Origin of the sequence: Bradyrhizobium sp. UNPF46 (genome assembly GCF_006658625.1) — a bacterium.
Taxonomy (GTDB): Bacteria; Pseudomonadota; Alphaproteobacteria; order Rhizobiales; family Xanthobacteraceae; genus Bradyrhizobium; species Bradyrhizobium nitroreducens.
Genome location: NZ_LFJB01000017.1, coordinates 1 through 12,789 on the forward strand (window position 1 = coordinate 1; position 12,789 = coordinate 12,789).

Genomic DNA, 12,789 nt, shown 5'->3' on the forward strand with positions numbered 1-12,789 from the left:
GACACCGGTTCGCGTGAAGAAAACGCGTCAAAACAAGAATCTAGAGCTTCGGTTCTGATTCAATCAGAACCGAAAATGCTCTAGCATAACTCAATGGTGCAGGCAGCAGGCTGCGCCATCAAGTGGCTTCCGCCTGCCGCATCAGCTCGCCGAGCGCTCGCGTGATGCGAGCCGGACGGCGTGGGCTTTGGCGTTCTTGCCGGCCGCGCGCGCTGCAATCATGCTGCGCGCCTTGCCATGGGCGGAAGCGCTCTTCCGGAGCAGGGTTGCGAACCGCTTGCGGGAACGGCTCGTCGCCAACCGCGCGGCGAGCTGCTCGGCCTTGCGAATGAAGGCGATGGCGGAGGGCGTCAGATTGACTGGAACCCAGGCGACGTCCTTTGCCTTCGACAGGCTGCCGACCCCTTCGCAAGGTGCTTCGCGCGGCAAGTCGATCCGGATCGCAAGGGCCTCCGATCGCTCGGTCCAGTCCTCGGCCTTGGTGCCGGTGATGATGCGGACATAGTCTCGCGTCTCGCGGGGCAGCTCGCTTTCCTTGGCCAGCCACTTCTGAACGCGGCCCGGGCCCGCATTGTAGGCGGCCGCGGCGAGGCCGAGATTGCCGAAATCATCGCGCAGCTTGCGCAGGAACTTTGCCGAAGCGGGCAGCGCCTTCATGGGATCAAAGGGATCGTCGAGCCCGACTTCGGCGGCCGTCTCCGGCATGAACTGCGCGACGCCCTGTGCGCCGGCCTGGCTGACCTCGTCGGACTTGAAGCGGCTCTCCTGCCAGAGCAGGCGGGCAAAGAACGGCACGGGAATGCCGCTGGCTTCGGCAGCTTCCCTCAGCGCGGAGCAGAATTTCTCGGTCGCGGAAGCCGGAGCCTGCATGGCGGTCTCGACCGTGAGCGGCGGCTCGATCGTCTCCTCGTAGGCCGCGCGTGCATTCGCAAGTTCGATGGCCTGTACGCTTGCGAGAAAGAGCTCGACGAGCGGAACCAGAGAATGCCCGCGATCGGCCTTCGGAAGGGAGCTGTCGATGTCGTCTGCGTGCCGGGACGTCGTCGACCCGACGTCGAACATCAAGATCAGGAACGCAGCGCAAGCCGCGACGAGAAATCGCATCTCGGGAAAAGTCCTCGAACTGTGGGGGAACGACCGGCGTCGGCCGGTGACGAGGACTTCATTAACCGTAATTGCGGCGAAGCTGCGATTCCGCTGGAGAGCCGGTGTTAGTACGGTGTTCCCGCCCCACAGCGAGCGCATCGGCCCGCGGATCTACGGGGCCGCGGCGCTCCGAGCGGTATTGCAGCTCAACCAGTGGCGCTTACGCCTTCGGAAAATCCTTGCGCATCGCGATCTCGGCGGCATCGCCGGGCGACAGTACGGTCTGGTCGAAGGCGGCCTGCGGCTTCGTCATGATGTCGTAGAGCGAGATGCCCTTGATCGGCTTGCCCATGAGCTCGCGGACGCAGTCGGCGAGCGTGCCGTTGTAGACGAGATAGGGCGGACCGCGGTCCTTCTGCCGCTCGCCCTTGAGCGACGGCCACTTCTTCAGTTCGGCCGGCGCGTCATAGGCGATCGGCGATCCCTCTTTGAACATGCGTTGGCCCCGGTGGCTTGGATCGCGGGGAATCCTAGAGCCGCCGGGTAAACATGCGTTAAAGAATTAGCTCAAATCAGCCGGTCACGAAGGCGAGCAGGGTGCCGTTGGCCTTGGCCGGCGGCACGCAGACCGCAGACCCGCTGCGCACGGCGGCCGACCCCAGCGTCTTCTCCGTCGCAGCGAGATCGCCGCTGACGAGCACCAGCGCTGCCCCGCCGCGCTCGGAGAGGCCGGCGAGCGGCACGCCGGGATAGCGCTTTCCGAGTTGCTCCAGCGTCAGATAGACGAAGTCGGCGCGATCGTCGCCGGAGGGCACGGTCACGGCGCCGTCGGACTCCGCGTTCGGCTCGCGGTCGATCAGCCGGCCGAGATGTGCAGCTTCCTGCGCCGGCTCGGGCGTTGCGATCAGCGTCTGCTTGATCCGCTTCGCCATGTTGGCGTGCTTCATCAGCTCGGGGATCCACACGGTCTCGCGCGTCTTGTGCTGGCAGGCGAAGATGCGAACGCCGCCCGGCGCTTCCGCGGTCGGCCACATGAAGGTGCGGAATTTTGCGGCCGAGACCGTGCCGTCAGGCAGCGTCACCGGCCGCTCGAAATCGGTGGGCCCGATCGGCGTCAGGCCGCGTGCGCGGATCTCCTCCGCGCCCGCGGCGGAATCGACGGCGGTGAAGGCGATGCGCTCGATTCCCTCGCCATGCTTGTCGAGGAAGGCGCGTGCCGGCGCGTTGTGCTCGGTCGCGGCGAGCACGCCGAGCAGCTCCATGTAGTCGGGGTCGAACATGATGGTGTAGTTGCCGGTGCCCATATGCGCACTATGGGTGCCGCGCGGGGACACCGTGAAGCCGAGCTGCCGATAATTCTCGGCGGCCTTGTCGAGGTCCTGAACCATGACCACGGCGTGGTCGATACCGATGACGTTCCTGAGGGCCACTGTTCTTCCCCGATTGCAAACCAACTTCGTGCCGCGGCGGCGGCTGCCGGTCCTGTCTACGCCGGATAGGCGCACAAGTCATTTTCAATTCGGCGCGAGACGAGCAATTTCGTTCCGCAGAAATGATCTGTTGGCGCGGCGATCAGCGGGCCTGCTCGAGATAGGCGGCGAGGACGGCGCGCTCCTCGCGGGTCATCTCGGTGATGTTGCCCGGCGGCATCGCGCTTGACCAGGCCGCGACGCGGCCGATCAGGCGGATGTTGCGGTGGATGTGCTCGGGTGCGTCGAGCAGGATGCCTTTCGGCGCGGTGACGATCCCGGCCCAGACCGGCTCGGCTGCGTGGCACATGCTGCAGCGGGACATCACGATCTCCTCGACGTTGGCAAGCGTGACCGGTGCAGACAGCGCGCTCGTTTTCGCCGCGCGCGGACCTGCCGCGGAGAGGAAGAGAATCGCGATGACGCCCACGGTTGCCACGCCCCACACCCACCATGGCGATTTGCGGCCCGCGTGCCGCTCGTTGAAGAAGTGGCGGATCACGGGACCGAGCGCCAGAATGATCGCGACGATGATCCAGTTGAAGCGGGTGGCGTAGAGCAGGGGATAGTGGTTGCTGATCATCAGCACGACGACCGGCAGGGTCAGATAGTTGTTGTGGACCGAGCGCTCCTTGCTGGCCTTGCCGAGCTTTGGATCCGGCGCCTGCCCGGCGATCAGGCTGGCCACGATCCTCTTCTGGTTCGGGATGATCAGGGTGAAGACATTGGCCACCATGATGGTGCCGATGATCGCGCCGATCTGGTTGAAGGCGCCACGGCCGCTCAGCACGTGGGTGAAGGCATAGGTCAGCGCGACCAGGAACAGATAGCCGCCGATGGCGAAGGGCAATTCGCGCTGTGCGAGACCGGAACGGCAGGCGGCCTCGTAGAGCAGCCAGGCCAGCGCGAGGCTCGCGAGGCTGAACAGGCCGGCCTGGAACGGCGTGAGGTCGAGGATCGACTTGTCGACCAGGAACAGATCGGCCTCGAGATAGTACACCACCACCATCAGCGCGAAGCCGGACAGCCAGGTGGTGTAGGCCTCCCATTTGAACCAGGTGAGTTCGTCCGGCATCTGGCTGGGGGCAACCAGATATTTCATGATCCGGTAGAAGCCGCCGCCATGGACCTGCCAGGCCTCGCCCTGCACGCCATCGGGCAGGTTACTTCCGGGCCTGAGGCTGAGGTCGAGCGCGATGAAGTAGAAGGAACTGCCGATCCAGGCGATCGCTGCCACTACGTGCAGCCAGCGCAGCAGCAGGCTCGCCCATTCCGATATGATCGATCCCCACATGGTCTTCCCAACGATCGCGATAGTGATGCCGCAACTTGCGGCCGCGCCCATATAATCTGTCGCATCGATCGGCCGCATTTTCCAGTACGATGGTCGTGGTTGATGCCCATCGTGCGGGCATCAGCTGGCGCAGGGGCTCGTGGACGTAAAGGGTCGGGAGGATCATGAGGTGACGAGCAGAATTTCGATCGTGGTGCTGGCTGTGGGGTTGGCTGCGACCTGTGCGCAGGCGGAGCCGGCGCTGCAGGGCAAGGATGCCTATGGCGATTGGCAGGCCGACAAGCCCGGCACGGTCAGGCTGATCCGGCCGCAGGATCTGGTCCGGCCCGGCGCGACGCGCTCGGTCGCGAGCTCCTCGCGCGTGGTGCCGCGTCCGGCGGAGGCCGCGCTCCGGGTGCCCGCGGGCTTCAAGATCGAGCTGTTCGCCGATGGCTTGCGCGCGCCGCGCATCATCAGGGTGGCGCCGAACGGCGACGTGTTCGTCGCGGAGACGCGGGCCGGAACCATTCGTGTGCTGCGCGCCGGCGAGGGTGGCAAGGTCGCGACCAACGAGGTGTTTGCCAGCGGCTTGCGCCAGCCCTTCGGCATCGCCTTCTTCCCGAACGGCGACAATCCGCAATGGGTCTATGTCGCCAACACCGACAGCGTCGTCCGCTTTCCCTATCAGGCCGGCGATCTCAAGGCGCGCAAGGCCGAGACGATCGTGCCGAGCCTGCCGCATGACGGTGGCCATTCCACCCGCGACATCGTCTTCACGCCCGACAACAAGCGCATGCTGGTCTCCGTCGGCTCGCTCAGCAACGTCGCCGAAGGTCTGGGCACGCCGCCGGGCGGGATGGAGGCCTGGTCGAAAGCGCAGCCGCTCGGCGCGGCCTGGGCCAGCGAGACCGAGCGCGCCGCGGTGCTGGCTTTCACGCCCGATGGCAAGGAGCGGAAGATCTACGCCACCGGCATCCGCAACTGCGTCGGTCTTGCGATCCAGCCTCAAACCGGTCTGCCCTGGTGCTCGACCAACGAGCGCGATGGTCTCGGCGACGATCTCGTGCCCGATTACGTCACCAGCGTGAAGGAGGGCGCCTTCTACGGTTGGCCGTGGTTCTACATCGGCAGCAACGAAGACCCGCGCCATGCCGGCGCGCGGCCTGATCTCAAGGACAAGGTGACGGTGCCGGATGTGCTGATCCAGCCGCATTCGGCGTCGCTCGGCATGACGTTCTACCAGGGCACGCAGTTTCCGGCCGAATACCAGGGCGATGCCTTCGCCGCCGAGCACGGCTCCTGGAACCGCTCCAAGCGCACCGGCTACAAGGTGATCCGCATCCGCATGAAGGACGGCAAGCCGACCGGAGAGTACGAGGACTTCGTCACGGGGTTCGTCGTCAGCGACACGGAGGTGTGGGGAAGGCCGGTGGGCGTGGCGGTGGCGAAGGATGGATCGCTGCTGATCTCGGAAGATGGCAACGGCACGATCTGGCGGGTGACAAGCGCGGCGCGGTGACGGTCTCCTTCGCCTCTCCCCGCGTGCGGGGAGAGGCCGGAATTTGCGGGAGCAAATTCCGGGTGAGGAGGACTCTCCGCGAGTCCATCTATCACCGACTTCGCGGAGGCTCCCCCTCACCCCGACCCTCTCCCCGCAAGCGGGGAGAGGGAGAAGAGAGACTACCCCCGTCTCACGCTGGCGCCGCCATCGACCGGAAGCGTCACGCCCGTGATGAAGTTCGCCTCGTCCGACGCCAGGAACAGCGCGGCGTTGGCGACGTCCCAGCCCGTGCCCATTTTCTTGCGCAGCGGTACCTTGCTGTCGCGCTCGGCTTCGACCTCGGCGCGCGTCTTGTGCCATTCGCGGGCGCGGGTGTCGACGGCCATCGGTGTGTTCATCAGCCCGGGCAGGATGACGTTGGCGCGGATGCCGTATTCGGCGTTCTGGTAGGCGAGCTGCTCGGTGAAGGCGATCATCGCCGACTTCGTCGCCTTGTAGGCGACGTAAGGATAGGTCGTGATCGCCGCCATCGAGGAGATGTTGATGATGGCGCCGCTGGCTTGCGCGCGCATGATCGGGATGACTTCCTTCGCGGCGAGAATGCAGCTCTTGAGATTGATGGCGACGACGCGGTCGAACGCCTCCTCGGTGAGTTGCAGCAGCTCGGCGTCGCCGCCGGACAGGCTGACGCCGACATTGTTGTGCAGCACGTCGATCCGGCCCCAGCGCGCCTGCGCGTCCGCCACCATTGCTTTGATGTCGGCGGACTTTGTGACGTCAGCCTTGAAAGCCGCGGCAGTGCCGCCTTTCGCGGCGATCATCGCAACCGTCTCCTGTGCCGATTCCAGATGATGGTCGACGCACAGGACCTTCGCGCCCTCGCGCGCGAAAGTCAGCGCGGTGGCGCGGCCGTTGCCCATGCCTTCGCCGGGGCTCTGTCCGGCGCCGACCACGATCGCAACCTTGTCCTTCAAGCGCATCTCAGTTCACTCCCGGGATCGGGTACTGCTGGAGTACCTCTTTGTAATACGGCTCGTTGTCGATCTTCATGGTCGCGAGCACGCGGACCACGCCGCAATAGAAGGCGATGGTGAGAACGAGGTCGACCATGTGCTCGTCGGAGAGGTGCGCCTTGATTTCGGCGAAGGTCGCATCGGACATCGCGAGCTCGCGCACCATCTCGCGGGCGCCCTTCAGGATCGCTCTCGCCAGCGGCTCGAGCTTCGACGGCTTGCCCTCGGTCTCCGCCATCAGGCCGGCGATATCAGCGTCGGTGACGCCGAACTCCTTGCCGATCTTCACGTGGTGGGTGAACTCGTATTCCGACTTCTCCATCCAGCCGACTTGGAGGATCGCGAGCTCGCGCAGGCGCGGGTCGAGCTTGCTCTTGAAGCGGATGTAGCCGCCGATGCCGTTGAAGGCGCGTGCCATCTCCGGCGAGTTGACCAGCAGCTTGTGGAGATTGGTGTTGCGCTTGAGCATGTCGCGATATTCGGGCGCGACCTGGTCGGCCTCGAGGTAAGGCAGGCGGGCCATTTCCATGTTTCCTCTAGTGTTCTTGCGACTCGCGTTCGGGGGCTTGCAGCGTCACGCCGCCGTCGACCACCAGCACTTGGCCGGTGATGTAGCGCGCGAAGTTGCTGAGCAGGAATCTGACGGCGTGGCCGACGTCCCAGCCGGTGCCTTCGGTCTTGAGCAGGGAAGCCCTGGCGCGGTTGGCGCGCGCCTGCTCGCTCATGCCGCGGGCGTAGACCATCGGCGTGTACATGGGGCCGGGGCAAATGCAGTTGACGCGGATGTTGTCGCGACCGTGGTCGACGGCCATCGCGCGCGTCAGGCCGATGATGGCGGCCTTCGATGTCGAGTAAGTCGTGAGCCCGCGCGGCCGCAGCGCCGAGATCGAGGAGATATTGACGATCGCGCCGCCCCCGGCGGTCCTGATCATGGCGGGGATCGCATGCTTCGACATCAGGAACATGGTCTCGACGTTGACCTGCATGACGCGGCGGTATTGCTCGGGTGCTTCGTCCACCACGCTGCCGCGGCTGCCGATGCCGACATTGTTGTCGAGGAAATCGAGCCGACCCCAGCGGTCGAGCGCGGCTTCGACGAGCCGCTTGCAATCGGCTTCATCGGTGACATCACCGCCATGCGCAGCGGCGGTGCCGCCTTCGGCGGCGATCATTCCCACGGTGCGTTCGGCAAGCTTGAGGTCGCGATCGGCCACCAGCACTCTTGCACCGGCGCGAGCCAGCAGAATTGCTGCGGCGCGGCCGTTGCCGATGCCGTCGCCTGCGGCGCCGCCGCCGCTGATGAGCGCCACCTTGCCGGCGAGGCCGGCATCGTCCTCTGGGCCCTGCATGTCGTTTCATCCCACGATTTTCGTGCAGACTAGCAATCGTGCCGACGAGAGAGAAGGCCGGTGGTCCCGCGCCGATGTCATTGACATCGCATGGAATTGCATGCCGCCGCACGAGATTGGAGACCGCAGGGATCGCGCGACTTGGAACCGGCTTCACGCGATCGCGTTTGTTGCGGAGCCTGTCCCGCGCTAGGCTGTCTCCCGGGGCTTCCCAACCGCCAGTGGCTTGCCGATGAATCTGCTCGATCCGCAAGGGCCCGTGGCTGCGGCCAACAGCACCATCCTGATCGATTCCGTCTTCATCATGCTCGCGATCGTGGTGCCGACCATTGTCGCGATCCTGGCCTTTGCGTTCTGGTTTCGTGCCTCGAACACCAAAGCGCGCTACCAGCCGGACTTCGTCTATTCCGGCCGGGTCGAGATGGTGGTGTGGTCGATCCCGGCGCTCACCGTCATCCTGCTCGGCGGCGTCGCCTGGATCGGCTCGCACCAGCTCGATCCCGCAGCGCCCGTGCCGGGGACGGGCAGTCCGGTCCGCATCCAGGCCGTCTCGCTCGACTGGAAATGGCTGTTCATCTATCCGGACCAGCGCATTGCCACCGTCAACACGCTGACGGTGCCGGCCGGCGCCGAGCTGAATTTCCAGCTGACGTCGTCGAGTGTCATGAACACGTTCTTCATCCCGCAGCTCGGCAGCATGATCTACACCATGAACGGCATGGTGACGAAGCTGAACTTGCGCGCCGACAATGAAGGCAAGCTGCAAGGACTGTCGGCGCATTTCTCCGGCGACGGCTTTCCCGACATGATGTTCGACGTCAACGTGATCTCGCCGCTCGCCTTTCCGGACTGGGTGGCGACCACGGCGAAGACGGACGCGGTGCTGGACGAGGCCAGCTACAGGAAGCTGATGCAGCAGGGGATCGAGAAGGGCAGGCCGGCCTATCGTCTCGAAGACCCGCGCCTGTTCGACCTGATCGCGAACCAGCACATTCCGCCGGGACCGGGGCCGGAGCTGATCTCCGAGGCCGGCCGTCCGCACAGTGGAGGCCACGATGCTCGGTAAGCTCGATTGGTCCGCGATCCCCGTCGATCAGCCGATCCCGCTCGTCGCGGGCGCGGTCGTGCTGGTCGCGATTCTGGGCGTGCTGATCTGGGTCGTGGTGAAGGGGCATCTGCCCTATCTCTGGCACGCATGGATCACGAGCGTCGATCACAAGCGCATCGGCGTCATGTACATCCTGCTGGCGTCTGTAATGCTGCTGCGCGGCGGCAGCGACGCCATCATGATGCGGATCCAGCAGGCCGTCGCCTACCAGTCGCAGGGCTATCTGCCGCCGGAGCACTACAACCAGATCTTCTCGGCGCACGGCACCATCATGATCTTCTTCGTGGCGATGCCGTTCGTGATCGGGCTGATGAACCTCGTGGTGCCGCTGCAGCTCGGCGTGCGTGACGTCGCCTTCCCGACGCTCAATTCGGTCGGCTTCTGGCTGACCGCGACCGGCGCGCTGCTGGTCAATCTCTCCCTCGTGATCGGGGAGTTTGCGCGCACCGGCTGGCTCGCCTTTCCGCCGCTGTCGGAATTGTCCTATTCGCCGGGCGTCGGCGTCGATTATTACGCCTGGTCGCTGCAGATCTCGGGCGTCGGCACGCTGGTGGCCGGCATCAATCTCGTCACGACCGTGCTGAAGCTGCGCACCAAGGGCATGAACTATCTGCGCATGCCGATGTTCTGCTGGACCACGCTGGCTTCGAACCTGCTCATCGTCGCGGCCTTCCCGATCCTCACCGCCACGCTCGCGATGCTGCTGCTCGACCGTTATCTCGGCTTCCACTTCTTTACCAACGAAGCCGGCGGCAACGTCATGATGTTCATGAACCTGATCTGGGCCTGGGGCCATCCGGAGGTCTACATCCTGGTGCTGCCGGCCTTCGGCATTTTTTCCGAGGTCGTCTCGACCTTCTCCGGCAAGGCGCTGTTCGGCTATCGCTCGATGGTGCTCGCGACCATGGCGATCTGCGTCATCTCCTTCATGGTCTGGCTGCATCATTTCTTCACGATGGGCGCAGGGCCCGACGTCAACGCCATCTTCGGCATCGCCAGCATGATCATCGCGATACCGACGGGGGTGAAGATCTACAATTGGCTGTTCACGATGTATGGCGGCCGCATCCGCTTCGCGACGCCGATGCTGTGGTCGGTCGGCTTCATGGTCACCTTCATCATCGGCGGCCTGACGGGCGTGCTTCTCGCGGTGCCGCCGGCCGACTTCATGCTCCACAACAGCATGTTCCTGGTGGCGCACTTCCACAACGTCATCATCGGCGGCGTGCTGTTCGGTGCCTTCGCCGGCTTCGAATACTGGTTTCCGAAGGCGTTCGGCTTCCGCCTCGACGAACGCTGGGGCAAGGCTGCGTTCTGGTTCACCTTCCTCGGCTTCTTCATCACCTTCGTCCCGCTCTACATTGCCGGCATGCTCGGCATGACTCGCCGCATGCAGCATTACGACGTCGCGGCCTGGCGGCCTTGGATGATCGTGGCCGCATTCGGCATGGCGGTGCTGACGATCGGGGTGATCTGCCAGATCGTGCAGCTCGTGGTCAGCATCCGCAATCGCGAAGCGCTGCGCGACCGCACCGGCGATCCCTGGGACGGCCGCTCGCTGGAATGGGCGACGTCGTCGCCCCCGCCGGTGTTCAATTTCGCCTTCAATCCCGACGTGCGCGGCGAGGACGCCTATTGGGACATGAAGGTACGCGCCCGGCAGCAATCGCTCGAGCATGACGTGCCCGAGTATCGTGACATCGAGATGCCCCGGAACTCGCCGACCGGCTTCGTCTGCGCGTTCTTTGCCACCATCATGGGCTTTGCGCTGATCTGGCATATCTGGTGGATGGTGATCCTCGGCGGCCTCGGCGCATTTGCGACCTTCGTCGTGTTCGCCTGGCGCGACCATGACGAATACGTCATTCCGGCCGAGGAAGTCGCCCGCATCGACCGCGTCAATATCGAGGAGCGCCGCAGCCTCGTCAGCATGGCGGGAGCGATCTGATGTCGATGACTGCAACCGCCGGCCGTGCGCATGCCGATCCCCATCACATCGGCGTCGTGATCGAGCATCCCGGGCCTGCGTCGAAGCGGATCGTCACCGCCTACGGCTTCTGGGTGTTCCTGCTCTCCGACATCGTGATGTTCTCCTGCTTCTTCGCCGCCTATGCGGTGCTGTCCGGCCAGACCGCCGGTGGCCCGAAAGGCTCGGAGATTTTCGAGCAGGGGAATGTCGCGATCGAGACGGTCTGCCTGCTGCTGTCGAGCTTCACCTGCGGCATGGCCAGTATTGCCGCCGACGTCCGCAACCGCTTCTGGTTCTATCTCGGCATGGCCGTGACCTGCGTGCTCGGGCTGATCTTCCTCGCCATCGAGTTCCGCGAGTTCGCCGATCTCGTCGCCCGCGGCTATGGCCCGTCCCGTAGTGCGTTCCTGACCGCTTTCTTCTCGCTGGTCGGCTGCCACGGCCTGCATGTCTCTGCCGGCGTCTTGTGGCTGCTCACCATGATGGCCCAGGTGTTCGCCAAGGGTTTCCGCGCCGATGTCTTACGCCGGATGATATGCTTTGCGCTGTTCTGGCACGCGCTCGACATCATCTGGGTCGGGGTCTTCTCCGTGGTCTACCTGCTTGGGAGTGGCGTATGAGCGATCAGACGCACATGCATGCCGAACATGACCTCGCACCGGGCGACGAGGAGCAACATAGTGTCGGGGTCCGTATCCTCGGCTACGTCGTCGGGCTCGTGCTTGCGCTGCTGCTCACGGCGACGTCGTTCTTCATCGCCGGCACCGATCTGGTGTGGCAGCCCTCGATTCCCGTCGCCCTGATCGTGCTCGCGATCGCGCAGATGGGCGTGCATCTGGTGTTCTTCCTGCACATCACCACCGGCCCGGACAACACCAACAACGTGCTGGCGCTCGCCTTCGGCCTTCTGGTGGTCTTCCTCGTGGTCGGCGGCACGGTCTGGATCATGGCGCATCTGAACGCCAACATGCCGCCGATGGACCAGATCATGCGGATGCAGTGATAGGACCGGCGCAAAAAAGAAGAGCCGCTTGTTGTGACAAGCGGCCCAAGTCTAGGGAGGAAACGCCCAAGCAAGGCAATCGGCCGAAGCCGGATTGCTGCCAAGGAAACGCATGCGCAAGCGCTTGCGTACGCATACAAATGCAGCAAGTCCCGCCTGAGTTCAATTCCGGATCAATACGGTCCCGGACTACCACTCACGGCTGCGTGAGCGATTTCATTCACTTCGGCCGGCGGCAGTTGTAGGCCTTGCGGAAGCCGGCAGCCTGGGCGTCGTTCTCCGAGCAGAACCAGCGGTCCGGCTTGGTGGTGGCCGGGTAGCTCGGGCAACCCCGCAGATGATAGATGCCGATATTACCGGTGACGCGGGCGCGCACCGCAAGCTTGCCCTTGATGCTGCAGCTCGGCGGCATCGTCAGCTCCTCCGGGAAGAGCACGGCTCGAATTTCCTTGTCGCGGTCCTGGCGGCAGGCAGCGCCCAGGAGGGCGCCGTCCTTCTTGCCACTGCGAAAGTCTTGCGGTGCAACAAAGCAGCCCTTCCAGATTCCGGCCGAGGCCGTCTTGGCTTCGCCCGCCGCCGGCTTGACGTTCGCCTTGATCGGCTCCCGCGCGACGGCAAATCCGAGCTTGACCAGCTGCTCGTTCAAGGTGGCCTTGTCGCCCTCGGCCGTGCAGATGGCGCGATGCCGCTTACCGAAGCTCTTCTCCGGTCCGACATCGTCACAACGCACCGAGCGCTTGTTGATCAGCTTCGCCAGCTGGTCGCGGGCCTCGATACCGCAGGTCCAGGGATCGGCGTGATCGTCGATGCAGACCTGGTCCAGCTCGGGCGCGTCGACACCGTCGAGCCGGTAGGTGACGTCGCCAAGCTGGATGGAGTTGCCGTCACGGACTGTCGCGGCGGCGGTCAGCGCGGAAGCCGGCTCGGAGGACGACAGAAATCCGGACAAGGCGAAAGTCAAAATGAGCGCAAAAGCGCGGGCGGCGGCAAAGACATTTCGGAAGGACATACGATCTCG

General features: G+C 64.7%; 13 protein-coding genes. 5 read left to right on the forward strand and 8 right to left on the reverse strand.

What is annotated here, in order from left to right; translation table 11 throughout:
* Positions 1-141 precede the first annotated feature (141 nt).
* The 4 genes from UNPF46_RS08060 to UNPF46_RS08075 all read right to left on the reverse strand — a co-directional run bounded on the left by UNPF46_RS08060 (position 142) and on the right by UNPF46_RS08075 (position 3,849).
* A complete protein-coding gene (locus UNPF46_RS08060; RefSeq protein ID WP_142249629.1) occupies positions 142-1,104 on the reverse strand; it encodes a lytic transglycosylase domain-containing protein in 963 nt (320 codons plus the stop codon).
* Positions 1,105-1,306: 202 nt separating this feature from the next.
* Entirely contained in the window at positions 1,307-1,582 is a 276-nt protein-coding gene (locus tag UNPF46_RS08065; RefSeq protein ID WP_100179281.1) for a hypothetical protein, read from the reverse strand.
* A 76-nt stretch (positions 1,583-1,658) separates the two neighbouring features.
* Positions 1,659-2,516, reverse strand: coding sequence for a VOC family protein (locus tag UNPF46_RS08070; protein WP_142249630.1), 858 nt, complete (start codon positions 2,514-2,516; stop codon positions 1,659-1,661).
* Positions 2,517-2,658: 142 nt separating this feature from the next.
* On the reverse strand, positions 2,659-3,849 hold the full coding sequence (locus UNPF46_RS08075; protein ID WP_181769837.1) for a urate hydroxylase PuuD: 1,191 nt from the start codon (positions 3,847-3,849) through the stop codon (positions 2,659-2,661).
* Positions 3,850-4,018: 169 nt separating this feature from the next.
* Between UNPF46_RS08075 and UNPF46_RS08080 the strand changes: the two genes are divergently transcribed.
* A complete protein-coding gene (locus tag UNPF46_RS08080; RefSeq protein WP_142249632.1) occupies positions 4,019-5,347 on the forward strand; it encodes a PQQ-dependent sugar dehydrogenase in 1,329 nt (442 codons plus the stop codon).
* A gap of 161 nt (positions 5,348-5,508) precedes the next feature.
* On the opposite strand, the gene UNPF46_RS08085 is transcribed toward UNPF46_RS08080, so the two are convergent.
* From UNPF46_RS08085 to UNPF46_RS08095, 3 genes are read right to left on the reverse strand one after another with little or no spacing between them, the layout of a single operon-like run.
* A complete protein-coding gene (locus UNPF46_RS08085) occupies positions 5,509-6,309 on the reverse strand; it encodes an SDR family NAD(P)-dependent oxidoreductase (RefSeq protein WP_142249633.1) in 801 nt (266 codons plus the stop codon).
* 1 nt (position 6,310) lies between these two features.
* Complete coding sequence (locus tag UNPF46_RS08090; protein ID WP_142249634.1) at positions 6,311-6,865, reverse strand: carboxymuconolactone decarboxylase family protein; 555 nt, start codon at positions 6,863-6,865, stop codon at positions 6,311-6,313.
* Between the two features lie 13 nt (positions 6,866-6,878).
* Positions 6,879-7,691: an SDR family NAD(P)-dependent oxidoreductase gene (locus tag UNPF46_RS08095; protein ID WP_142249635.1), complete on the reverse strand. Its 813-nt coding sequence runs from the start codon at positions 7,689-7,691 to the stop codon at positions 6,879-6,881.
* Between the two features lie 232 nt (positions 7,692-7,923).
* On the opposite strand from UNPF46_RS08095, the gene UNPF46_RS08100 reads away from it, so the two are divergent.
* Genes UNPF46_RS08100 through cyoD form a run of 4 tightly spaced genes read left to right on the forward strand, consistent with a single transcriptional unit; the run spans position 7,924 to position 11,771 of the window.
* Positions 7,924-8,757, forward strand: coding sequence for a cytochrome ubiquinol oxidase subunit II family protein (locus UNPF46_RS08100; protein WP_142249636.1), 834 nt, complete (start codon positions 7,924-7,926; stop codon positions 8,755-8,757).
* Entirely contained in the window at positions 8,747-10,747 is a 2,001-nt protein-coding gene (gene cyoB, locus UNPF46_RS08105; RefSeq protein ID WP_142249637.1) for a cytochrome o ubiquinol oxidase subunit I, read from the forward strand. The genes UNPF46_RS08100 and cyoB overlap by 11 nt, the downstream gene beginning before the upstream one ends.
* Entirely contained in the window at positions 10,747-11,388 is a 642-nt protein-coding gene (locus tag UNPF46_RS08110; protein ID WP_142249638.1) for a cytochrome (ubi)quinol oxidase subunit III, read from the forward strand. Before cyoB ends, UNPF46_RS08110 begins: the two co-directional genes overlap by 1 nt.
* Positions 11,385-11,771 carry a cytochrome o ubiquinol oxidase subunit IV gene (cyoD, locus tag UNPF46_RS08115; RefSeq protein WP_100175797.1) on the forward strand — a complete coding sequence of 129 codons (387 nt, stop codon included), beginning with the start codon at positions 11,385-11,387 and terminating at the stop codon, positions 11,769-11,771. Before UNPF46_RS08110 ends, cyoD begins: the two co-directional genes overlap by 4 nt.
* 220 nt (positions 11,772-11,991) lie before the next feature.
* Here the strand turns inward: cyoD and UNPF46_RS08120 are convergent, their stop codons facing one another.
* On the reverse strand, positions 11,992-12,780 hold the full coding sequence (locus tag UNPF46_RS08120) for a thermonuclease family protein (RefSeq protein ID WP_142249639.1): 789 nt from the start codon (positions 12,778-12,780) through the stop codon (positions 11,992-11,994).
* Positions 12,781-12,789: the final 9 nt, after the last annotated feature.

What these genes read in the sequence shown, in the direction of transcription:
- UNPF46_RS08060 (WP_142249629.1), bottom strand. Translation starts at nt 1,104, where the DNA reads ATGCGATTTCTCGTCGCGGCTTGCGCTGCGTTCCTGATCTTGATGTTC.
- UNPF46_RS08065 (WP_100179281.1), bottom strand. Translation starts at nt 1,582, where the DNA reads ATGTTCAAAGAGGGATCGCCGATCGCCTATGACGCGCCGGCCGAACTG.
- UNPF46_RS08075 (WP_181769837.1), bottom strand. Translation starts at nt 3,849, where the DNA reads ATGTGGGGATCGATCATATCGGAATGGGCGAGCCTGCTGCTGCGCTGG.
- UNPF46_RS08085 (WP_142249633.1), bottom strand. Translation starts at nt 6,309, where the DNA reads ATGCGCTTGAAGGACAAGGTTGCGATCGTGGTCGGCGCCGGACAGAGC.
- UNPF46_RS08090 (WP_142249634.1), bottom strand. Translation starts at nt 6,865, where the DNA reads ATGGCCCGCCTGCCTTACCTCGAGGCCGACCAGGTCGCGCCCGAATAT.
- UNPF46_RS08095 (WP_142249635.1), bottom strand. Translation starts at nt 7,691, where the DNA reads ATGCAGGGCCCAGAGGACGATGCCGGCCTCGCCGGCAAGGTGGCGCTC.
- UNPF46_RS08100 (WP_142249636.1), top strand. Translation starts at nt 7,924, where the DNA reads ATGAATCTGCTCGATCCGCAAGGGCCCGTGGCTGCGGCCAACAGCACC.
- cyoB (WP_142249637.1), top strand. Translation starts at nt 8,747, where the DNA reads ATGCTCGGTAAGCTCGATTGGTCCGCGATCCCCGTCGATCAGCCGATC.
- UNPF46_RS08110 (WP_142249638.1), top strand. Translation starts at nt 10,747, where the DNA reads ATGTCGATGACTGCAACCGCCGGCCGTGCGCATGCCGATCCCCATCAC.
- cyoD (WP_100175797.1), top strand. Translation starts at nt 11,385, where the DNA reads ATGAGCGATCAGACGCACATGCATGCCGAACATGACCTCGCACCGGGC.
- UNPF46_RS08120 (WP_142249639.1), bottom strand. Translation starts at nt 12,780, where the DNA reads ATGTCCTTCCGAAATGTCTTTGCCGCCGCCCGCGCTTTTGCGCTCATT.